Source organism: Ruminococcus sporogenes, from assembly GCF_054655175.1.
Genome location: NZ_BAAHOA010000001.1, coordinates 362,173 through 385,186, shown reverse-complemented (window position 1 = coordinate 385,186; position 23,014 = coordinate 362,173). Strand labels below are relative to the sequence as shown.

13 protein-coding genes, 3 tRNA genes and 3 rRNA genes are annotated in these 23,014 nt (G+C 41.9%); 1 reads left to right on the top strand and 18 read right to left on the bottom strand.

Going from position 1 to position 23,014, the window contains the following annotated elements:
* Nucleotides 1-83: 83 nt before the first annotated feature.
* The 7 genes from ACYQ0N_RS01970 to ACYQ0N_RS01940 form a co-directional block, all read right to left on the bottom strand.
* Complete coding sequence (locus ACYQ0N_RS01970) at nucleotides 84-413, bottom strand: helix-turn-helix domain-containing protein (RefSeq protein WP_460161706.1); 330 nt, start codon at nucleotides 411-413, stop codon at nucleotides 84-86.
* Between the two features lie 1,076 nt (nucleotides 414-1,489).
* Nucleotides 1,490-1,565, bottom strand: a tRNA-Lys gene (locus ACYQ0N_RS01965).
* Nucleotides 1,566-1,582: 17 nt separating this feature from the next.
* A 5S ribosomal RNA gene (gene rrf / locus ACYQ0N_RS01960) occupies nucleotides 1,583-1,699 on the bottom strand.
* Between the two features lie 47 nt (nucleotides 1,700-1,746).
* A 23S ribosomal RNA gene (locus ACYQ0N_RS01955) occupies nucleotides 1,747-4,574 on the bottom strand.
* 199 nt (nucleotides 4,575-4,773) lie between these two features.
* Nucleotides 4,774-4,850: transfer RNA gene (locus tag ACYQ0N_RS01950), tRNA-Ile, on the bottom strand.
* Between the two features lie 4 nt (nucleotides 4,851-4,854).
* Nucleotides 4,855-4,930, bottom strand: a tRNA-Ala gene (locus tag ACYQ0N_RS01945).
* Between the two features lie 87 nt (nucleotides 4,931-5,017).
* A 16S ribosomal RNA gene (locus ACYQ0N_RS01940) occupies nucleotides 5,018-6,530 on the bottom strand.
* Together the 16S, 23S and 5S rRNA genes with 3 tRNA genes alongside form the textbook arrangement of a ribosomal RNA operon.
* Before the next feature lie 461 nt (nucleotides 6,531-6,991).
* Here ACYQ0N_RS01940 and ACYQ0N_RS01935 point away from each other — a divergent pair.
* Complete coding sequence (locus tag ACYQ0N_RS01935; RefSeq protein ID WP_177532423.1) at nucleotides 6,992-7,783, top strand: putative ABC transporter permease; 792 nt, start codon at nucleotides 6,992-6,994, stop codon at nucleotides 7,781-7,783.
* Between the two features lie 37 nt (nucleotides 7,784-7,820).
* Here ACYQ0N_RS01935 and upp read toward each other — a convergent pair whose 3' ends face one another.
* From upp to rpoB, 11 genes are all read right to left on the bottom strand, one after another.
* Nucleotides 7,821-8,450, bottom strand: coding sequence for a uracil phosphoribosyltransferase (gene upp / locus ACYQ0N_RS01930; protein ID WP_177532422.1), 630 nt, complete (start codon nucleotides 8,448-8,450; stop codon nucleotides 7,821-7,823).
* A gap of 6 nt (nucleotides 8,451-8,456) precedes the next feature.
* Nucleotides 8,457-8,900 (bottom strand): ribose 5-phosphate isomerase B, encoded by a 444-nt coding sequence (gene rpiB, locus ACYQ0N_RS01925; protein ID WP_177532421.1) that lies wholly within the window; start codon nucleotides 8,898-8,900, stop codon nucleotides 8,457-8,459.
* A 65-nt stretch (nucleotides 8,901-8,965) separates the two neighbouring features.
* Nucleotides 8,966-9,646, bottom strand: coding sequence for a tRNA (adenosine(37)-N6)-threonylcarbamoyltransferase complex dimerization subunit type 1 TsaB (gene tsaB, locus ACYQ0N_RS01920; protein ID WP_177532420.1), 681 nt, complete (start codon nucleotides 9,644-9,646; stop codon nucleotides 8,966-8,968).
* Nucleotides 9,627-10,067: a tRNA (adenosine(37)-N6)-threonylcarbamoyltransferase complex ATPase subunit type 1 TsaE gene (tsaE, locus tag ACYQ0N_RS01915; protein WP_177532419.1), complete on the bottom strand. Its 441-nt coding sequence runs from the start codon at nucleotides 10,065-10,067 to the stop codon at nucleotides 9,627-9,629. The genes tsaB and tsaE overlap by 20 nt, the downstream gene beginning before the upstream one ends.
* On the bottom strand, nucleotides 10,048-10,632 hold the full coding sequence (locus ACYQ0N_RS01910; RefSeq protein ID WP_460161705.1) for a hypothetical protein: 585 nt from the start codon (nucleotides 10,630-10,632) through the stop codon (nucleotides 10,048-10,050). Before ACYQ0N_RS01910 ends, tsaE begins: the two co-directional genes overlap by 20 nt.
* Nucleotides 10,633-10,634: 2 nt before the next feature.
* A complete protein-coding gene (locus ACYQ0N_RS01905) occupies nucleotides 10,635-12,305 on the bottom strand; it encodes a formate--tetrahydrofolate ligase (RefSeq protein ID WP_460161704.1) in 1,671 nt (556 codons plus the stop codon).
* Between the two features lie 126 nt (nucleotides 12,306-12,431).
* Complete coding sequence (locus ACYQ0N_RS01900; RefSeq protein WP_177532416.1) at nucleotides 12,432-13,313, bottom strand: DUF368 domain-containing protein; 882 nt, start codon at nucleotides 13,311-13,313, stop codon at nucleotides 12,432-12,434.
* Between the two features lie 497 nt (nucleotides 13,314-13,810).
* A complete protein-coding gene (locus ACYQ0N_RS01895; RefSeq protein WP_460161703.1) occupies nucleotides 13,811-14,224 on the bottom strand; it encodes a DUF3788 domain-containing protein in 414 nt (137 codons plus the stop codon).
* A 221-nt stretch (nucleotides 14,225-14,445) separates the two neighbouring features.
* Complete coding sequence (locus ACYQ0N_RS01890) at nucleotides 14,446-15,075, bottom strand: CatA-like O-acetyltransferase (RefSeq protein WP_177532414.1); 630 nt, start codon at nucleotides 15,073-15,075, stop codon at nucleotides 14,446-14,448.
* Between the two features lie 81 nt (nucleotides 15,076-15,156).
* A complete protein-coding gene (gene rpoC / locus ACYQ0N_RS01885; protein ID WP_460161702.1) occupies nucleotides 15,157-18,882 on the bottom strand; it encodes a DNA-directed RNA polymerase subunit beta' in 3,726 nt (1,241 codons plus the stop codon).
* A gap of 65 nt (nucleotides 18,883-18,947) precedes the next feature.
* Complete coding sequence (gene rpoB / locus ACYQ0N_RS01880) at nucleotides 18,948-22,721, bottom strand: DNA-directed RNA polymerase subunit beta (RefSeq protein WP_460161701.1); 3,774 nt, start codon at nucleotides 22,719-22,721, stop codon at nucleotides 18,948-18,950.
* Nucleotides 22,722-23,014 lie beyond the last annotated feature (293 nt).

Here is a 23,014-nt window from a genome sequence, read left to right as displayed (position 1 = left end):
ATTAGAGTATAATGGTAACTACCATATAGATGTATTCCAAGCGCTCGTCCTCATCTTAAAGCCTTGCCACCAGCAAGGCTTTTTTACTTTTTCATTCCTTGATCTTCTAACATTTGGGACATTCTTTCATCTATTCTTGCCTTGTTTTCATGATTTAGGCGGTTAAATTTTTCAGTAAAGCGCGATGGCGATATACTTTTACAAAAAGTTTTGTCATTGGTCCTTCCGGCTATGTAATCTAATGATACATCATAATGATCCGCTAATATGATTGCTTTTGAAAAAGGTATATCAATATCGCCTCGTTCGTATTTTCCATAATGATTAGTTGATACATCAATTATTTCAGAAACTTTCGCCTGAGTTAAATCCGCGTCCTCCTTTAAGTCCTTCAATCTTTGATAATAAGCCATAAATATGACCTCCCTGAATTTTATTTTACATAAAATTCTATCATATATATGGGTTTAATATTTAATAATCAAATATATTTGGTATTTTATGTCAAATTTATGATTATATTTATTGGTTTTGTAGATATAATCAATAGATTTTAATCCTCTTTGACATTTTATTTTTCAGACTTTTCCTTTAAGCAATATTTAATCAAAATATTTAGTTTGCTATTTTTTAAGTGGGTAAATTTGAGAAAGAGCAATTCAATATTAAATAGTTCATATAAATCTTCATTATATCATACACGTCCATAAGCAATAATAATAAGAATCATTATACTACATATTATGCTTCTATTACATATAATTAATCGATTACTGCATTTATAATAATTCCAGCCGGTTGTAAAAATATATATATTAATTTAAAATGTATGAACATTTATCTTCTCTAATAAAATTGCAATTTCACTGAAGGATTAATTATTTTCAAAACTAAACTCCGTTGAGTTTTTGTAAAAATTGCCGAATGTGTCCACACAGGCGTTGCTTGCTACTCAGCCTTCCGAATTTTTCAGAAGATTTGTCTCCGGACAAAATTCGGATTTATAGCGCATGAATGCGCTGTATTTTTTTCAAAAAATACAGGGATTTTTTGAGTCTGAAAAATCAGAAATCGAAAGTCCAAAAGCGATCTCCTTAATTTGATTTTAAATTATAATCATGAATTTTTATTTTGTCAAGAGGGCAGAATTATTCTTCTATTCATAAACGTCAATCCGATAAAATAAAAAAACGCCGTAAATACGGCATTTAAAATATATCCGAACCATTAAAAAAATAAAGAAAAAACTTTTTCGACATTGCAAAAAAATAAGGAACCGAGATTAAAATCTCGATTCCTGTAATTGCCGAAAAATACCAGAAAAATATTTTCTAAAAAAATACTTTAATTCTCCAGACATTCCTCCATCGGAATTGCGGGTTTATTGCTTTTTCTAAACAAAGTCCACTACCGAAATTGCATAATCTAAAATCATTGCCATCAAACAATATAACTGTTACTGTAAGCAAATGATTTTAGCTATCTTCTTTGGTGCACCATCGGGGGCTCGAACCCAGGACCCACTGATTAAGAGTCAGTTGCTCTACCAACTGAGCTAATGGTGCATAAATAAAAAGCAAAAAGCCGGCATTGATATATTTTCCCAGGACGTCACCGTCCAAGTATCTTCTACGCAGATGAGCTTAACTTCTGTGTTCGGAAAGGGAACAGGTGGAACCTCATCGCCATTAACACCGGCTGACTCTTTTAAATTGAACAGAAAAGCAAAGATTTGAACTCTGACAAAAGGAAAAGCCCTCGACCTATTAGTATCCGCTGGCTTAACATGTCGCCATGCTTACACCTCAGACCTATCAACCTCATAGTCTTTGAGGGGTCTTACTTACTTACGTAATGGGATATCTTATCTTAAGGCCGGCTTCACGCTTAGATGCCTTCAGCGTTTATCCGTTCCGCACTTAGCTGCCCAGCTGTGCCACTGGCGTGACAACTGGTACACCAGAGGTGCGTCCATCCCGGTCCTCTCGTACTAGGGACAGCTCCTTTCAAATATCCTTCGCCCACGACAGATAGGGACCGAACTGTCTCACGACGTTCTGAACCCAGCTCGCGTACCGCTTTAATTGGCGAACAGCCAAACCCTTGGGACCGAATTCAGCCCCAGGATGCGATGAGCCGACATCGAGGTGCCAAACCTCCCCGTCGATGTGGACTCTTGGGGGAGATCAGCCTGTTATCCCCAGGGTAGCTTTTATCCGTTGAGCGACGGCATTTCCACTCACATACCGCCGGATCACTAACTCCAACTTTCGTTACTGCTCGACCCGTCAGTCTCGCAGTTAGGCTCGCTTTTGCGTTTACACTCTCTGGCATGGTTTCCATCCATGCTGAGCGAACCTTTGAGCGCCTCCGTTACCTTTTTGGAGGCGACCGCCCCAGTCAAACTGCCCACCTAACAATGTCCCCCGCCCTGATTCAAGGGCGCAGGTTAGAATTTCAGCACTTCAAGAGTGGTATCCCAACAGCGACTCCACAAAAGCTGACGCCTTTGCTTCTCAGTCTCCCACCTATCCTGTACATGAAATACCAAAATCCAATATTAAGCTACAGTGAAGCTCCATGGGGTCTTTCCGTCTAGTCGCGGGTAACCGGCATCTTCACCGGTACTACAATTTCGCCGGGCGGGTTGTTGAGACAGTGCCCAAATCGTTACACCATTCGTGCGGGTCAGAACTTACCTGACAAGGAATTTCGCTACCTTAGGACCGTTATAGTTACGGCCGCCGTTTACTGGGGCTTCGATTCAAAGCTCTCACTTCTCCTCTTAACCTTCCAGCACCGGGCAGGTGTCACCCCATATACGTCATCTTTCGATTTAGCATAGAGCTGTGTTTTTGCTAAACAGTCGCTTGGGCCTATTCTCTGCGGCTCTTTCGAGCACTCCTTCTCCCTAAGTTACGGAGTCAACTTGCCGAGTTCCTTAACAACCCTTCTCCCGTTGGCCTTAGAATTCTCTTCCTATCTACCTGTGTCGGTTTGCGGTACGGGCTCTTCAGATATTCACACAACTTTTCTTGCCTCAATCCACATTTACTTCCCCCATTCGGGGTCCCTTACGACCGGGAACACCAACTCCCGGATAAACGCTTCTCAAGTGTCCTTGTGCTTAAATCTTTCAGAGGCTACGGAATTTCTACCGTATGTGCATCGGCTACGCGTTTCCGCCTCGCCTTAGCTCCCGGCTTACTAGGAGCGGACGAACCTTCCTCCTAAAACCTTAGATTTTCGGCCATTATGATTCTCACATAATTCTCGCTACTCATTCCGGCATTCTCACTCGTATAAAATCCACCATCGCTTCCGCTATGACTTCTCCTCTTATACGACGCTCCCCTACCCCACAATCTTTCAATTGCAGCCCAAGCTTCGGTATAGATTTTAGCCCCGTTGAATTTTCGGCGCAGGGTCACTCGACCAGTGAGCTATTACGCACTCTTTTAATGAGTGGCTGCTTCTAAGCCAACATCCTGGTTGTCTGTGCAACCCCACATCCTTTTCCACTTAAATCTATTTCGGGACCTTAGCTGTGGGTCTGGGCTGTTTCCCTTTCGACTGTGAGACTTATCTCACACAGTCTGACTGCTGTACATCAATTATCCGGCATTCTTAGTTTGATAAGGTTCAGTAACCTTTCGGCCCCTAGCCCATTCAGTGCTTTACCTCCGGTAATCTAATACAACGCTAGCCCTAAAGCTATTTCGGGGAGAACCAGCTATATCCGAGTTCGATTGGAATTTCTCCGCTAGCCACACCTCATCCGCCACCTTTTCAACGGGGGTCGGTTCGGCCCTCCATGGAGTTTTACCTCCACTTCAGCCTGGACATGGCTAGGTCACTCGGTTTCGGGTCTATCGCATGCAACTTGACGCCCTTTTCAGACTTGCTCTCGCTTCGGCTTCAAACCTTAAGTTCTTAACCTTGCTGCATACGATAACTCGCCGGACCATTCTACAAAAGGTACCTGATCACACTTTGACGTGCTCTCAGTGCTTGTAAGCACAGGGTTTCAGGTTCTTTTTCACTCCCCTCCCGGGGTTCTTTTCACCTTTCCTTCACAGTACTCTTCGCTATCGGTCATTGGGGAATATTTAGGCTTGGAGGGTGGTCCCCCCTGCTTCCCACGGGGTTTCTCGTGTCCCGCGGTACTCTGGATTCTGCCTGCTGCCTCTGCTTTTCATTTACACGACTTTCACGTTCTTCGGTCAGGCTTCCCATCCTGTTCTATTAAGCTTCGACAATGCTTTTTGCAGTCCGCAACCCCGACTGAATTGCTTCCGTCGGTTTGGCCTCTTTCGATTTCGCTCGCCACTACTCTCGAAATCTCGGTTGATTTCTTTTCCTCTCCCTACTTAGATGTTTCAGTTCGGGAGGTTCCCCTCATATACCTATTGATTCAGTATATGATACATGAGCTTCTCTCATGTGGATTGCTCCATTCGGATATCTGCGGGTCTTAGTTCGCTTACAACTCACCGCAGCTTTTCGCAGTTAACCGCGTCCTTCTTCGGTTCCCAATGCCAAGGCATCCGCCCTGCGCTCTTTCTAGCTTTACCATTTGTCTTTTCTGAGTTCTCAATACATTGTAGTTTTTTTACCCGACTTTTAATTTCTTTATTAAAAATCGTGTCGTTTCACTTTTTGTATTTTCTTCATACTTTTCTTATTCAATTTTCAAGATGCCTTTTTTTCTATCCTTTTTCAAGAACAGAAATTAACAGATAATTTCCATTATCTATTAATTTCTTTTCTCGATGGTGGGCACAAGTGGACTCGAACCACCGACCTCACGCTTATCAGGCGTGCGCTCTAACCACCTGAGCTATGCGCCCTTTTTGGTGGAGATGAGGAGGATCGAACTCCTGACCCCCTGCTTGCAAAGCAGGTGCTCTCCCAGCTGAGCTACACCCCCGACTTCCTGATATCTTCAAAATTAAACAATGCTTTTAACCCTTGTCTGACCGGAACTTTCAGACTCTTTCGTCTTTTCGCTCCTTAGAAAGGAGGTGATCCAGCCGCACCTTCCGATACGGCTACCTTGTTACGACTTCACCCCAGTCATCAATCCCACCTTCGACGACGTCCTCCTTTGCAGGTTAGACTATCGGCTTCGGGTGTTACCGACTCCCATGGTGTGACGGGCGGTGTGTACAAGGCCCGGGAACGTATTCACCGCAGCATGCTGATCTGCGATTACTAGCAATTCCGACTTCATGCAGGCGAGTTTCAGCCTGCAATCTGAACTGAGACAATTTTTCGGGATTTGCTCCACATCGCTGTTTTGCTTCCCTCTGTTTTATTGCCATTGTAGTACGTGTGTAGCCCAGGTCATAAGGGGCATGATGATTTGACGTCATCCCCACCTTCCTCCGTTTTGTCAACGGCAGTCCCATTAGAGTGCTCTTGCGTAGCAACTAATGGTAAGGGTTGCGCTCGTTGCGGGACTTAACCCAACATCTCACGACACGAGCTGACGACAACCATGCACCACCTGTCTATATGTCCCCGAAGGGATTTCAACTATCTCTAGTCTATTCATACGATGTCAAGACCTGGTAAGGTTCTTCGCGTTGCTTCGAATTAAACCACATACTCCACTGCTTGTGCGGGCCCCCGTCAATTCCTTTGAGTTTCAACCTTGCGGTCGTACTCCCCAGGTGGATTACTTATTGTGTTAACTGCGGCACGGAAGGGGTCAGTCCCCCCACACCTAGTAATCATCGTTTACAGCGTGGACTACCAGGGTATCTAATCCTGTTTGCTCCCCACGCTTTCGAGCCTCAGCGTCAGTAAAAGCCCAGTAAGCCGCCTTCGCCACCGATGTTCCTCCTAATATCTACGCATTTCACCGCTACACTAGGAATTCCGCTTACCTCTACTTCACTCAAGAACAACAGTTTCAAATGCAATCTACAGGTTGAGCCCATAGTTTTCACATCTGACTTGCTATCCCGCCTACGCTCCCTTTACACCCAGTAATTCCGGACAACGCTCGCTCCCTACGTATTACCGCGGCTGCTGGCACGTAGTTAGCCGGAGCTTTTTCTTCAGGTACCGTCATTATCGTCCCTGATAAAAGGAGTTTACAATCCGAAAACCTTCTTCCTCCACGCGGCATCGCTGCATCAGAGTTCCCTCCATTGTGCAATATTCCCCACTGCTGCCTCCCGTAGGAGTCTGGGCCGTGTCTCAGTCCCAATGTGGCCGTTCAACCTCTCAGTCCGGCTACTGATCGTCGACTTGGTGAGCCGTTACCTCACCAACTATCTAATCAGACGCGAGCCCATCTCTGAGCGAATTTCTTTGATATATCTATCATGCGATATTTATATTTTATGGGGTATTACCATCCGTTTCCAGAAGCTATCCCCCTCTCAGAGGCAGGTTGCTCACGTGTTACTCACCCGTCCGCCACTAACTTAAAAAAGCAAGCTCTTTTAAGTCCGTTCGACTTGCATGTGTTAGGCGTGCCGCCAGCGTTCGTCCTGAGCCAGGATCAAACTCTTTATTAAGTTTGTATATTAAATACCTTCCGGTATTTACTATCTCCCGTTTCATTACGATTGCTCGCAATTCTTTCGCTTGTGTTTTTACTCTTGTATTAATCTCTCAATTAATACAGAATTTACAAGGGTTTTGTTTTTTCTTAGCATTGTTCAATTTTCAAGATACCTTCGCTCTCTCGCTTCCTTTGAGCGCTCGTCTATTATATCACTTCTTCTCTCTCTTGTCAATACCTTTTGGGAGAAAAAAATTTTCCGACTTCGCTCTCTCTCGTTCGACAGCTTTATTATTATATCACCTCCTTACTCTTTTGTCAATCTTTTTTTTGAGATTTGACGGAATATACAAAATCATGGCCATATTTAATATGCTTTTTAAATGGATTTTACAATATATTCGACATAGATTGACTTGTTTCCCTTTTTAAAGTATAATTCTACTTATAAAAAATATATGAAGGAGGTTAAAAATGCCGGATTATACTGTTTGGCAATGGATTCTTTTCTTTTTTATCTATTGTTTTTTTGGATGGTGCTTTGAAACCGCTCTTGTTTCAATTGAAGAAAAGCATTTTGTAAACCGCGGCTTCTTACGAAGTCCGTTTCTTCCCATATATGGCTTTGGTTCATTGGTAATGATATTGGCAGGACAGCCTTTTAACGACGATCCAGTCGCTATGTTCATATGCGGCGCTTTATCCGCAACTTTGCTTGAATACGTAACCGGCTGGCTAATGGAGCTTTTATTTAAAACAAGATATTGGGATTACAGTGACTGCCGCTATAATTTATCAGGCAGAATTTGCGTCGAAGCAACTTTTTTATGGGGATTTATGACTCTTCTTGTCAATTATAAAGTACATGTGCATCTAATAAAACCCGTTACTGATCTTGACCGCACAGCAATAATTATTATAGATATAGTATTAATAGCAATTTTCGCCGCAGATTTTATTGCTTCTGCAAAATCAGCGATAGATGTAAATCATCTGTTAAAACGTCTGACAGAAATACGGGAAGAGCTATCCCAGCTTAACAGCAAGCTTAAGGAGGCGGCAGAAAATTCTGAAAAACATTATATTGAATCTATCAGCCGAAAGATACAGCAGCTTCAAAATGAACGCAGTTCGGCTTCTGATCATTTGAATTTTCTTAAAAAAGATCTCATAAACGCTCATCCGCGTGCCAGATCAACAAAATTCAACAACGCCCTTACAGAACTGAAAATAAAAATCCGCAGCAAAGACAAGAAAAAGCGTTAGTACAAAATTTCCCGCTGAAAAAATCAGCGGGAATTTTTTATTTTGTACCAAAAATTCTATCCCCGGCATCTCCAAGTCCGGGAATTATATAATTGTTTTCATCAAGACCGTCATCTTTAGCTCCGCAATATATTTCCACGTCAGGATGAGCTTTTTCCAAACGATCTATTCCCTGAGGAGAAGCTATAATACACATAAATTTAATATTTTTTACTCCCGCTTTTTTTATTTCATTGATTGCATCTACAGCGGTATTGCCCGTAGCAAGCATTGGATCTACGACAATAACGTCCCTTTCGGCAACATCCTCAGGCAGCTTGCTGTAATACTTTATAACATTAAAGCTCTCGTTGTCTCTGAACATTCCAATATGACCTATTTTTGCGGCAGGAACCATATTTATAACTCCGTCTATCATACCAAGTCCGGCGCGAAGAACAGGAACAAACGCAAGCTTTCTTCCTGATATAACCTTAGTTTTGGCAACCGCCATAGGCGTTGCGATTTCAACTTCTTTAAGCGGCAGATCCCTGGTGGCTTCATAGCATATAAGCATAGCTGTTTCTGAAACTAGCTCTCTGAATTCCTTAGCGCCCGTGTTTTTATCTCTCATCAAAGAAATTTTATGCTGAATAAGCGGATGTTCAATTAGATGCAGTTTTGCCATAGTTTTTCACTCCTTATTACTCTTTTCTATATCTTTGAATTTGTCTATACGCTTCTGATGGCGCCCGCCTTCAAATTTTGTTTCAAGAAATATACTAACTATTTCCGACGCTGTTCCCGAGCCTATTGTTCTAGCTCCCATACATAAAATATTAGCGTCGTTATGCAATCTTGTATACTTAGCCGTATAATAATCAGCGCAGAGAGCCGCCCTTATCCCGTTCACCTTATTAGCCGCCATCGACATGCCTACTCCGGTGCCGCAAATCAATATTCCTCTTTCACATTTTCCTCCGGCAACACATCCGGCAACCTCGGACGCGATATCAGGATAATCGCACGCTTCGCCGTTGCAGCCTATATCAAGAATATCATAGCCCATATTTTTAAGCTGTTCTATAATTTCTTCTTTTAAATTGTAACCCGCATGGTCACTGCCAATCGCAATCATAATAAACTCCATTCTGACATTATTGCTTAATATACTTTATATTATATCACATTTATTGTGTAAAATCAACGTCGCTCAGCATTAATTAAATCTTTTTCCGCCTTAACCAATTGAAGATAACTGGCTTCAAGCATTTCTGGACGGCAATAATCATGATTAAGGGACGCCAGGCAAATACCTGCCGCGTTCTGATGTCTTAAATGCATAGGCGAAAGCTTTATACAGCCGTTTCCGAATTTTTCAGAGAATTCCTCTGCTCCGTCGCCTGTCATAACAATTTGTTCGCCGTATTCCGAAAGCATTTCCGACAGTCTGCCGTCCTCAATCAGCATATCATCAAGAATCCTATGAGCTTTATTGTCTGAAAATCTGAATAATGCAGTATAAACCAGGTTTTGTCTTGCCTTCATAACCGAACACACAAGACCGTCAGACGGAAAGTTATATGCAAGACCTTCCAAGGTTGATACTCCGCAGCATTCAATTCCAAGTGAAAACGACATAGCCTTAACTGCGGCAACTCCGATTCTGATTCCGGTATATGATCCGGGACCTATACCAACCGCTATTTTATCAATCGAACCAATTTCCTTATCACAGTCAAAAATAAGCTTTTTTACCATAGGCAATATAACCTGAGAATGTGTCTTGGCAGTCAATAAGGATGACTGCCCGAGCATAATACCGTCCTCTATCAAAGCAACGGAGGCAGTTCTTCCCGATGTTTCAATTCCAAGTGTCAGCAAACCGATCGTCCCCCTCCACTGTTATTCTTCTCGTATCATCATCTATACGGTCTATTGTTATATAAATGGTTTCAGAAGGTAATATATCATCTATATTCTCCGACCACTCAACTGCAAAAACACTTTTTTCCAATGGATAATCGTAAAAGCCTGTAGCTTCAAGCTCATCAGAGCTGATGATCCTATACATATCAAAATGATAAAGGCTGATTTCTCCCCTATATTCATTTACTATTGAAAACGTTGGCGACGTTACAATATCCTTTAATCCAAGTCCTGCTGCAAGACCTCTGGTAAAGGTAGTTTTTCCTGCTCCAAGTCCGCCCTTATAAGCAATTATATCTCCCCTTTTCAAAAGCGATCCCAGCTTTTCCGCAAATGCAATAGTTTCCTCAGGACTCTTAGTTATAATTGTCATCATTTTTATCCTCTAAAAAAATTTTCTTTATACTCTTATCCGTCACATCGTTTTCTATTATATAAGCAGTCCATTTATCCGTACTGTCGAGCTTATAAATATAACACTCGACAGGATATTCATCTCCGTCCTTATAGGCGCTGTAATACCTTGCAGCGACGGATTGATTCTGATTTATCCCCAAAGAAACGCTTTTATAGCTCTGAGTGTCAAAATCCGTATATTTTTCAATAAACTCCATGCCGTCTTCAATATTATCTATCCAGACCATTAAAACAGGTTGTTTTCCGCCCGTATATTTAGCGCGGCTGACGCTTACGTCCTCTGAGATGAGGATATTCAATTCGTCAGCAATAATTCCGATCTCATAATCAGAAAGCTCGTATTTAACCGCTGTATTATATCCGTTAAAAAAATATGAAAATACATGATATATAACATAAAGGAATACGACGGTCAAAATTGTTATAACCAAAACTCTCCAGATTTTTTCCGAACGTCCTTTTTCCTTTTCATTATCTGTTCCGGAAACTATGTCGCCCTCATTATCATCTATTATATTCCGCATAATCAGAAAAGTCCCGTTATACTGCCGCTGTTATCGCAGTCTATATTCAAAGCCGCGGGACATTTCGGAAGACCGGGCATTGTCAGTATATTTCCGGTAAGCGCAACCACAAATCCGGCTCCGGAGGATAGCTTAAGGTCTCTTACAGTAATTTTAAATCCTTCCGGTTTCCCCAGATTTGACGGATCGTCAGAAAGCGAATATTGAGTTTTTGCAACGCATACGGGTATATTGCCATAGCCGAGTTTCTCTATTTCCTTCAATGCTTTTTCAGCTTCAGCCGTATAAACCACTCCGTCTGCACGATAAATCTCCTCTGCTATAATATCAAGCTTTTCTTTTATGGACAGCTTTTCATCATAAATTGGTTTAAAATCTGAAGATTTATTTTCAATCGTACTGATAACTTTAGAAGCAAGATCCTTGCCGCCGTCGCCGCCCTTAGCAAAAATTTCCGTCATAGAGGATTCAACGCCCGCATTTTTACAAAATTCCTCAACGATTCTGATTTCATTTTCAGTATCCGTGTAAAATCTGTTTATTGCCACTACTACCGGAACCCCGAACTTTTTCATATTTTCAATATGAACGCCAAGATTAACGATACCCCTGCAAAGAGCGTCAGTATTTTCCTCCTGCAAATCGCTTTTTGGAATTCCGCCGTTATATTTAAGCGCTCTTATAGTAGCCACAAGCACTACGCATTCAGGCTTTAATCCGCCGAAACGGCATTTTATATCAAAGAACTTTTCAGCCCCGAGATCAGAACCGAAGCCGGCTTCCGTAACGCAGTAATCTCCCAGCTTCAGAGCCAGCTTAGTAGCTCTTATCGAATTACAGCCGTGCGCAATATTTGCAAAAGGACCGCCGTGAATCAAAGCCGGAGTATTTTCAAGAGTCTGCACCAGATTCGGTTTGAGCGCGTCCTTCAAAAGAGCGGTCATAGCCCCTTGAACACCAAGCTCTCTGGCGTAAACAGGTTCTCCTGAATATTTGTATCCAACAAGTATATTTCCTAAACGCTTTTTCAGATCGTCAATATTGCTTGCAAGACAAAGTATCGCCATAACTTCCGATGCGACGGTTATCTGAAAGCCGTCTTCTCGGGGAATTCCGTTTATCTTTCCGCCCAATCCCGCAATTATATTACGAAGAGCGCGGTCGTTCATATCCAGACATCTTTTAAAAAGGATTCTCCTCTGGTCAATTCCAAGCTCGTTTCCATGCTGAAGATGATTGTCGACAGCGGCGCAAAGCAAATTATTAGCAGACGTTATAGCATGCATATCACCGGTAAAATGCAGATTAATATCCTCCATAGGAACGACCTGAGAGTAACCGCCTCCGGCTGCTCCTCCCTTTATACCGAAAACCGGTCCCAGAGAAGGCTCTCTAAGAGCTAAAACGGCATTCCTGCCGATTTTATGCATAGCCTGCGCAAGACCGACGCTTACCGTTGTCTTTCCCTCGCCTGCGGGAGTTGGATTTATAGCTGTTACAAGTATAAGTTTTCCGTCGTCCTTATCCGCAAGCTTTTCATAAAGAGCCTCCGACAGCTTAGCCTTATAATGCCCGTAAGGTTCAATATCTTCGTTTTCTATTCCAAGACCGGCTGCAATTTCAGTTATAGGTTTCATTTTTGCGCCGTGCGCTATCTCAATATCACTCAACATATTTTATCACCATTATTTTAAAAGCTAAAATAATTTTTCCTTTCGCACATAATAACAATTTTTATTATAACATTTCACAGTATAAAATGCAAGTAAAAAAGGACGGCGCACGCCGTCCTTAATATATTACGATTCGACTGTTTCCTCAGCTTTATTTTTTCCGGAAAAAAGCTTTAAGCATTGCAGGCCTATAATTACAACGCCTCCTATAAAGAAGAAGAGAATACTGAAGGTATCCATCGTAAGCATTTCTTTCGGAGTTTCCAACGATTCCGGTCCCTTAACAATAGATAACAGCGAACCGAGCATTAAACCGATTATCGCATATACGGTTTGAGAATGAAAATGTTCAAGCGCCGCCTTAACAAGCTTGATAATAACAATAACTCCAAGCAGTATGCCGATTCCGACAGAAATTACAATAGGAAGACCGCTGAAATCCAAATGGAGCAGATCCTTTATAGCATTCATAACCGGCAGGTATACGCCGAATATCAAAAGCATGGTCGAGCCTGAAATACCCGGAAGAACCATTGCCGATATAGCTATCATTCCTACAAGCACAGTATAAATCAATTGTCCTATATTAAAGGCTCCCGCCGAAACCGATCCGCCGTCCGATGGATTTACCATCGTTATAGCTACAACCAGCGCTGCGCCCAGAATGAGAAATACAACGTTGTAAAATTTCTTAAGGGATTCTTTTTCCTCGTATACTATAAGCGGAATAGAAAAAACTATAAAACCTATAAAAAGCGAGCTTATCTGATAAATATGTGATTCAAATACGCTGGTTAAAATTAGTACTGCTGATATGAATCCGACTATCCAGCCTATTCCAAGTCTTATAAGAAACTTAAACGATTTCTTCAAATTCTCTTTTCTTTCAAGCTTGTCCCCTTTTCTGCTCATAAATGAGTTAAGCGAATTGATAAAATCCTCATAATAGCCTAAAAGATAAGCGATCGTTCCTCCTGATACTCCGGGAACGCTATCGGCAAGCGCCATTAAAAGACCGCATATATAAATCATAAAATAATACACAAGTTACTTTTTTAAGTAACATTCTCCTTTCTTTTTTTACACATTATAACATACGTAAAAATCAAAGTCAATCAATTACAATGGTTTTACGTAGATTTAACAATAGCGATTATTTTCTGGATTTTCGTCTGTATGCAATAAAAAATACGGAAACGGCCGCGGCTAATATTACAGATATGAAATAATATCCCAAATCTCAAAATAAACGCTGCGCCTATTATATCTGTAACAATGCTATTAATCAACGCGTCTAACGGTATTAACAGCAAAATTGAAATCCCTGAGGAAATTAGCTTTTCTGGTTTTATTATAACAAAAAGAAAATAAACTAACCAAAGATATATAATTGAAACAACAGAAACTCTTATTCCTATAGAAAATAAAAGACATTCCTCATATTTTTTTAATTAGATATACCTCCATAAATTCCAATTTGTATACTAAATTCAAGTATAAAATCATCACTTCCTGTTTGGCTTTCTTTTTATTCCCAGCAGTTTAACAAAATCATTAAATAAGGTTGTATCCGATGGCTCAAACATCAGCCATTTTCCGTCATGATAGTTTTTAGTTTCATCATAAATTTTTTGCACTTCTTTTGAATAACTATTTCTATCTGTATCAAATTTTAATCGTTCATCTTTCCCTAAGATAATCATAAATCCTACGCAATTTTCCCTTGCGTACAATGCACAAAGCGTTTTTCCGCCACGACGGTATTTATACTCATAAGTCCACGCTTTACCGCCTTTGTTCCATAAGCGTTCCATGTCATACTTTTCATCAATTAAGGCACACAGTTTATTCCATATATCATATAATGATTGACCAACTAAAGCAGTCATTTCTTCTGAATTAGGTATTTTATCCAGCATACTCGTTTCTCCTAACTTCCAATTTCTCAGTTCTATAAAAAGAGAATTTTCGTAGTCCTTTATATAGTATCGTACATTTATCAGCCCTTTCGTTTATTAGAGCATAATAATTATAACTTGTTCCGGATCATGAGTCAATCCACTTCCGGTTGAAATGCACACTAAACTGACGTTTACCTGCTTTCTTATAGTTTAAATAAGCTTTATGGGCCGATAATTAATTAAATGCTGTAAGAATCTAAAAATTCCTGTAATTTATTCGCAAGCTTACCTATGTGAATACCGTCAACAAACGAATGATGCGCCTGTATTGAAAACGGAAGAATAGTTCTGCCGTTTCTTTCAAAATACTTTCCCCAATCGAAAAGTGGCGTTGAATTGTCCTTTTTTCCTGAAACGGTATGGGAAATATGAGTGTAGGAAATCCAAGGGAAAGGCGAAAACTGAAAAACATCAATTCCGAGCGGACCTGTAAAATATTCTTTCTGCGACAGAACAGTATTTAGGGCCAAAGCATTATATTCGTCAAGCGTATCTGTCATTTTTACATTTACAACCTTAAAAAGTTCGGTATCATTATCGAGAAAGGTAAACGCCGTATCAATCTTATCGAATAAAACCACAACTCCATTTAAAAAACGATATCTGAATTCCTCTATCTCATTGGCGCATTTTGAAACTACATAAATCATTGAAAAAGTGAAGGAATATCTGTTTTTTATCTTTTTTAAGAATTCTGTAATATCTAATTCGAATGTAATACAGTATGACGGTTCTATGTAATCTCTGAACACCTGAAAATGCACTTTTCTTTTCCACTCATTTAAATTAATTATTTCATAATTATTCATCAATAGCTCCTTTCATATACCATTGACATAATAAAAAAAACAGCGGAAAGTATTTAAAAACCTTCCGCTGTCTGATTTTTATTAAATATTTGGCATAACCGGTAACTGAGACGGATACGGAATTTCCTGATGATTGTCAGTTTTTACAATCTGAACCTTGTTATAAACGTCCATTCCCGTTCCCGCCGGTATAAGCTTTCCTATTATAACATTTTCCTTCAAGCCAAGCAGCTTATCGCTCTTGCCTCTGATTGCAGCGTCTGTTAGAGCCTTGGTAGTTTCCTGGAACGATGCCGCAGATAGGAAGCTGTCAGAGCTTGACGACGCCTTTGTAATACCCTGAAGAACAGGAAGCGTTGTAACAATCTCCAGATTTTCTTCTCCGTTTTCTATTCTCGTCTTAATCGACTCGTTTATTTGGTCAATTTCCTTCTTATCAACAAGCGCTCCCGGCAGCAAATAGCTGCTTCCGGATTCATCGACCTTGATCTTCCTCAGCATCTGGCGAACAATAACTTCGATATGCTTATCATTTATATCAACACCCTGTAAGCGGTAAACCTTCTGTACTTCATGGATAATATAGTTCTGAACCGCCTGCACGCCTAAAATGTTAAGAATATCCGCCGGATATACGTTACCCTCCGTAAGCTTAGTACCCTTTTCAATAACCTCATTTTCCTTAACTCTTATCTTGAAGTTATATGGAACCATATAGCTTTCTGTCTCTCCGGTTTCATTATTTGTTACAATAACGTTTCTGGTCGTCTTGATCTCTTCGATATTGACTATGCCGTCGATTCTTGAAAGTATAGCGGCATTTTTCGGACGCCTTGCCTCAAACAGCTCCTCAACACGCGGAAGACCTTGCGTAATATCCTCTGCCGAAGCGATACCTCCCGTATGGAATGTTCTCATCGTAAGCTGAGTACCCGGCTCGCCTATAGACTGAGCAGAAATAATACCTACAGCTTCGCCGACAGCGACAAGGTTTCCGTTTGCAAGGTTGGAACCATAGCATTTAGCGCATACTCCATGCTTTGAACGGCAGTGTAAAACTGAACGTATTTTGATTCTCTCCACTCCGGCCTCGCACACTCTCTTTGCGTCCGCCTCAGTCATAAGCTTATCCTTTGATATTATAACGTCTCCGGTGCTCTCGTCCTTAAGATCGTCGACAAGATATCTTCCCACAAGTCTTTCAACCAGCGGCTCAATTATCTCGTTGCCGTTTCTGATCTCATATACCTCAAGACCGTCGTGAGCGTCACAGTCATGCTCGCTTATGATTACATCCTGCGAAACGTCTACAAGACGTCTGGTAAGGTAGCCGGAATCGGCGGTACGTAAAGCAGTATCTGCAAGTCCCTTACGGGCGCCTCGCGATGAAATGAAATATTCAAGAATATTCAGTCCTTCACGGTAATTCGCTCTGATAGGAATTTCAATGGTAGTACCGGAGGTATTGGCGATAAGGCCTCTCATACCTGCAAGCTGCCTGATCTGATTGATACTTCCTCTGGCTCCCGAATCAGCCATCATGAATATAGGGTTATATTTGTCAAGTCCCGTTTTAAGCGCCTCGGTAACATCATCCGTAGCCTGATTCCAAACTTCAATTACCTTTTTGGATTTTTCCTCAGACGATATATAGCCGTATTCATACTGCCTTGTTATTACCTCGATCTTTTTATCGGCTTCCGCAAGAATATCTTTTTTCTGGGGCGGTATCGTAGCGTCGCATACCGCGACGGTAATTGAAGCCTTTGTCGAATACTTAAATCCAAGCGCCTTGATCTTATCAAGTACTTCGGAAGTTGTTGTTGTACCGTGAATTCTGATACATCTTTCAATAATATTTGAAAGCTGTTTTTTGCCTACAAGGAAAGATATTTCAAGATCAAACTGCTTATCAGAATTAGTTCTGTCCACATAGCCAAGATTCTGAGGGATGTTTTCGTTGAATATCAGACGTCCGACCGTACAGTCAATTATTTTAGATACGGTTTTGTCGCCTATTTCCTTTGTGATTCTCACCTTAATAGCCGCATGCAGCGATACGTCGTGCTCGTTATATGCCATTAAAGCTTCGTTTACATCTCTGAATACCTTGCCCTCGCCGGGTTCTCCATCCTTCTGCATAGTCAGATAATAAGAGCCAAGCACCATATCTTGAGACGGAACGGCAACAGGGCAGCCGTCGGAAGGCTTTAAAAGGTTATTCGCGGCAAGCATTAGAAATCTTGCTTCTGCCTGAGCCTCCGCTGAAAGCGGCAGATGCACAGCCATCTGGTCGCCGTCAAAATCGGCATTGAACGCGGTACAAACCAAAGGATGAAGTTTAATTGCGCGTCCTTCTACAAGAATAGGTTCGAACGCCTGTATACCCAGTCTGTGAAGCGTGGGGGCGCGGTTCAGCATAACCGGATGATCCTTAATCACGTTTTCAAGTGCGTCCCATACTTCAGTAGAAGCTCTGTCAACCATTTTTCTCGCGCTCTTTATATTTGCGATAACCTTAGTATCAACAAGTCTTTTAAGCACAAACGGCTTGAAAAGCTCAAGAGCCATTTCCTTTGGCAGACCGCACTGATACATTTTAAGCTCCGGACCTACTACGATAACAGAACGTCCGGAATAGTCGACACGCTTGCCGAGAAGGTTCTGTCTAAAGCGTCCCTGCTTACCCTTAAGCATATCGGAAAGAGATTTCAAGGCACGATTATTAGGCCCTGTAACAGGTCTGCCGTGACGTCCGTTGTCGATAAGAGCGTCAACGGCTTCCTGAAGCATTCTCTTTTCATTTCTTATAATGATATCCGGCGCTTCAAGCTCAAGCATTCTTTTTAGACGGTTATTTCTGTTGATAACTCTTCTGTAAAGGTCGTTTAAGTCGGACGTTGCATAACGTCCGCCGTCCAGCATAACCATAGGACGCAGATCAGGAGGTATAACAGGGATTACATTCAGAACCATCCATTCCGGCTTATTTCCCGAAAGCCTGAATGCTTCTATTATTTCAAGTCTTTTCAGTAGCTTAATCTTCTTCTGACCTGAAGGCAGACCTTTAAGCTCTTCCTTCAGATCCTCTGAAACGACCTCAAGATTATTTTTCCATTCAACGTCAAGCTCTGAGAATTTTTTACATTCGTCACAATCGCATGTCAACGGCGAATGAGTACACTCAGATTTTTTTCCTCCAAGAGAAATCTTTCCCGACATTATAAGTCTGTTCTTAAAAACGTCGTATCGTTCAGGATCATATTCCTGCAAAAGCTTCTGTATTGCCTCAGCTCCCATTTCCGCTGAAAATTCATCGCCGTATTTTTCCCTTGCGTCTAAATATTCCTTTTCGGAAAGAAGCTGTTTTTTTATCAGCTCGCCTGTATTGCCCGGATCAAGAACAATATATTTTGTAAAATAAAGTATTTCTTCAAGGCGTTTTTGAGAAATTTCAAGCACCTGTCCTATTCTTGACGGCGTTCCCTTGAAATACCAAATATGAGATACCGGAGCCGCAAGCTCAATATGGCCCATTCTCTCGCGTCTTACCTTCGCGCGGGTAACCTCAACTCCGCAGCGGTCGCAGACCTTTCCCTTAAAGCGTATTTTCTTGAACTTTCCACAGTGGCATTCCCAGTCTTTAGTAGGTCCGAAAATTCTTTCACAGTAAAGACCGTCCCTTTCAGGCTTCTGGGTTCTGTAATTTATAGTTTCAGGACGCTCAACAGCGCCGTAAGACCAGCTTCTGATCTGTTCCGGTGATGCGAGACCTATTTTTATAGAATCAAAAGTATTAAATTCCAAACCGTTACCTCCTTGTCTGAATTACGACATTGCCGTTTCCGCCCCGCAGGCGGCTCCGGAGCCGACTATATTTCTTCGTCGTCAGCAGATAAATCAAAACTGAACATCGCGCCCGACTCGGAATCATCAAGATCCTCCAGAATATCATCGTCCTCAACATCGTCAAGCGTGAATCCGGCGTCTTCAATCTCAGACTCCTCAAACGGATGCTCATCCGCATTTTCGTCCGCAAACGAAACGGGCTGAGGTATAATATCGTCGTCGTCAAACGACTGCTTAAGATCAATTTCATCCTGATTTTCATCAAGAACCCTGACATCAAGACAAAGCGACTGAAGCTCCTTGAAGAGAACCTTGAATGATTCCGGAATACCCGGCTTAGGTACGTTCTGACCTTTAACTATCGCTTCATAGGTGTTTACCCGTCCTACCGTATCGTCCGATTTTACAGTAAGAATTTCCTGGAGAGTATAAGCGGCGCCGTATGCCTCCAGAGCCCATACCTCCATTTCACCAAACCTCTGTCCGCCAAACTGCGCTTTACCGCCGAGAGGCTGCTGAGTAACCAAAGAATAAGGTCCGACAGAACGAGCGTGTATCTTGTCGTCAACCAGATGATGGAGCTTAAGATAATACATATAACCTACCGTAACACGGTTATCGAACTGTTCTCCGGTTCTTCCGTCGTACAAAACAGTCTTGCCGTCCTCGTCCATTCCGGCAGCTCTGAAGCACGCTCTTATATCGTCCTCGTGAGCGCCGTCGAATACCGGCGTCATAATATGCCAGCCAAGAGCCTTTGCGGCCATTCCGAGATGAACCTCAAGCACCTGACCTATATTCATACGCGAAGGCACGCCCAATGGATTCAGTACTATATCAAGCGGCGTTCCATCGGGGAGGAACGGCATATCCTCCTGTGGAAGTATCCTTGAAACAACGCCCTTATTTCCATGACGTCCGGCCATTTTATCGCCGACAGAGATTTTTCTCTTCTGAGCGATATAGCAACGGACAAGCATATTTACACCCGGACTAAGCTCGTCGCAGTTTTGTCTTGTAAACACCTTGACGTCCACAATAACTCCGGCTTCTCCATGAGGAACCTTAAGAGAATTATCTCGAACCTCTCTCGCCTTTTCTCCGAAAATTGCACGAAGCAGTCTTTCCTCGGCAGTAAGCTCGGTTTCACCCTTAGGAGTAACCTTTCCCACAAGAATATCTCCCGAATGAACCTCGGCCCCTATTCTGATAATACCCTTTTCATCAAGATCCTTTAAAGCGTCCTCGCCTACGTTAGGAATATCTCTTGTAATCTCCTCAGGGCCAAGCTTCGTATCGCGGCATTCTATTTCATATTCTTCTATATGAATCGAAGTAAATACGTCGTTTTTAACTAAGTTTTCGTTTAACAGTACGGCGTCCTCGTAGTTATAGCCCTCCCATGTCATAAAGCCAATAAGAGCGTTCTTTCCGAGAGATATCTCGCCGTCCGCGGTAGCGGGACCGTCTGCAAGTACCTGTCCCTTTTCAACGTTTTCTCCTACGCTTACAATCGGACGCTGGTTAACGCAGGTGCCCTGGTTAGAGCGCTTGAATTTCGTTAATTTATATTTGTGTTCAAGACCGATATTGTCTTCAACAGTTATCTCGTCCGCACTGACAGCCGTAACCTTTCCGCTGCACTCAGATATAATACATACTCCGGAGTCAACCGCCGCCTTATATTCCATACCGGTACCGACAAAAGGCCTTTCGGTTTTAAGCAAAGGCACAGCCTGTTTCTGCATGTTAGAACCCATAAGCGCTCTGTTAGCGTCGTCGTTTTCAAGGAACGGAATCATAGCCGTCGCTACCGATACGACCATCTTCGGAGAAACGTCCATATAATCTACAAGCTCTCTGTCGCATTCAAGTATCTTGTCGCGGTAACGAGCGTTTACTTTAGGTCTTGCAAGCTTTCCGTCCTCGGTCAGCGGCTCGTTTGCCTGTGCGACAATAAAGTTATCCTCCACATCGGCCGTCATATAAACTACTTCGTTGGTGACAACTCCGGTTTTCTTGTCTACTTTTCTATAAGGCGCTTCAATAAAGCCGTATTCATTTATCTTGGCAAATGTAGCAAGATATGAGATCAAACCTATATTAGGACCTTCAGGCGTTTCAATCGGACACATTCTGCCGTAATGACTGTAATGAACGTCACGGACTTCAAATCCGGCTCTGTCTCTTGAAAGACCTCCGGGACCAAGCGCCGAAAGACGTCTTTTATGCGTCAGCTCCGCCAGAGGATTGTTCTGATCCATAAACTGTGAAAGAGGGGAAGAGCCGAAAAATTCTTTGATTGCCGCCGTAATCGGACGTATATTAACTAAAGACTGCGGAGTTATGGTTTCCATATCCTGAGTCTGAAGATTCATTCTTTCCTTTACGACTCTTTCCATTCTGGCAAAGCCTATCCTGAACTGATTCTGAAGCAGCTCTCCTACCGAGCGGATACGTCTGTTGCCGAGATGGTCAATATCATCTACTACTCCGACGCCCTCGCATAAATTAAGATAATAGCTTATTGTAGCATAGATATCATCGAGAATTATATGCTTAGGAACAAGCTCGTCAACTCGCTTCTTTATATTGTCCTCAAGCTCCTCCTCGTCTGCGGAGGATTCAAGAATATCCTTAAGAACCTTGAAGGATACCTTTTCATTAATACCATACTGAGCGGCGTCAAGGTCAACGTAGCCATTTATATCGACCATTCCGTTTCCTATAACCTTAACTTCCTTTTCAACCATTCTTATGGCGTTTTCACCGTTTTCAGTGACATAATATTCTTTGGCTTCAACTGTCAGATAAGCCTCATATACTCCGGCCTGCTCGATTTCCGCAGCCTTATCATAGGTCAGTTTTTCACCCTCGTCAGCCATGATTTCGCCTGTAAGCGGATTTACTACCGGTCGTGAAAGAACATGTCCGGAGATACGCGAGCCGATACCTAACTTCTTATTGAATTTATATCTTCCGAATCTGGCAAGATCATATCTCTTGGCGTCAAAGAAAAGATTATTGAGATGAGAAACCGCGCTTTCAACTGTCGGAGGTTCGCCCGGACGCAGCTTTTTATAAACGTCGATTAAAGCGTCAGAATTGTTTTTAGTTCCGTCCTTCTGAAGAATAGTCTGAGCCAATCTGTCGTCTGAGCCGAAAAGCTCAAATATTTCCTCGTCTGAGCCGACTCCCAGCGCTCTTATAAATGTAGTAAGAGGAATTTTCCTGTTTTTATCTATTCTGACATAAGCGATATCGCTTGAATCCATTTCATATTCAAGCCATGCGCCCCTGTTCGGTATAACTGTAGCTTTAAAAAGATCCTTACCCGTTTTATCCTTTTCAAAGGAATAATACACGCCCGGAGAACGTACAAGCTGTGAAACAATAACACGCTCCGCGCCGTTTATTATAAACGTGCCGCTTTCAGTCATAAGAGGGAAATCTCCCATATAGATTTCGCTTTCCTTGACATCTCCCGTTTCCTTGTTCCAGAGAGTTGCTGTAACTCTCAGAGGAGCGGCATAAGTAACGTCGCGTTCCTTGCATTCTGCAATGGTATACTTAGGCGTATCGTCAATCTTATAATCAACAAAATTCAGGACGAGATTACCGTTATAATCGGTTATTGCGGACATATCGCTTAAAACGTCCTTTAAACCTTCATCCTTGAACCACTGATATGAATTTTTCTGTACCTCGATAAGATTAGGTATCTGAAGCGCCTCGTTTATTTTTCCAAAGCTCATTCTGACATTCTTACCAAGCTGTACTGGCTTGACATTCACCATAGGCGGAACCTCCTTGATTTATTAACGGCTTTAATTTCTATATGCCTAAACTGATTTTTTTCATAAAGCTCTTGACAGAACATAAAAATTTATGTTATACTATTCAGCCAAGAAATATAATCAGTCATACTGATACATTTTATTATTATACAACTCTTTTTTTGCTTTGTCAAGTAGCAAATATAATAAAATAATCCGCTTTAATTTATTTACCTTTTTTAGCGAGATTCATTGACATCTATTGGTTAATATGTTATTCTATATAAAGAGAAGATAATAATTATAAAATTTCA

Bases quoted from the DNA above. Each gene is read 5' to 3' on its own strand.
- rpiB (WP_177532421.1), bottom strand. From the start codon at position 8,900: ATGATTGCGATTGGCAGTGACCATGCGGGTTACAATTTAAAAGAAGAA.
- rpoB (WP_460161701.1), bottom strand. From the start codon at position 22,721: ATGGTGAATGTCAAGCCAGTACAGCTTGGTAAGAATGTCAGAATGAGC.
- ACYQ0N_RS01890 (WP_177532414.1), bottom strand. From the start codon at position 15,075: ATGAATAATTATGAAATAATTAATTTAAATGAGTGGAAAAGAAAAGTG.
- ACYQ0N_RS01935 (WP_177532423.1), top strand. From the start codon at position 6,992: ATGCCGGATTATACTGTTTGGCAATGGATTCTTTTCTTTTTTATCTAT.
- ACYQ0N_RS01970 (WP_460161706.1), bottom strand. From the start codon at position 413: ATGGCTTATTATCAAAGATTGAAGGACTTAAAGGAGGACGCGGATTTA.
- ACYQ0N_RS01905 (WP_460161704.1), bottom strand. From the start codon at position 12,305: ATGTTGAGTGATATTGAGATAGCGCACGGCGCAAAAATGAAACCTATA.
- ACYQ0N_RS01900 (WP_177532416.1), bottom strand. From the start codon at position 13,313: ATGGCGCTTGCCGATAGCGTTCCCGGAGTATCAGGAGGAACGATCGCT.
- ACYQ0N_RS01910 (WP_460161705.1), bottom strand. From the start codon at position 10,632: ATGCGGAATATAATAGATGATAATGAGGGCGACATAGTTTCCGGAACA.
- ACYQ0N_RS01895 (WP_460161703.1), bottom strand. From the start codon at position 14,224: ATGCTGGATAAAATACCTAATTCAGAAGAAATGACTGCTTTAGTTGGT.
- tsaE (WP_177532419.1), bottom strand. From the start codon at position 10,067: ATGATGACAATTATAACTAAGAGTCCTGAGGAAACTATTGCATTTGCG.
- upp (WP_177532422.1), bottom strand. From the start codon at position 8,450: ATGGCAAAACTGCATCTAATTGAACATCCGCTTATTCAGCATAAAATT.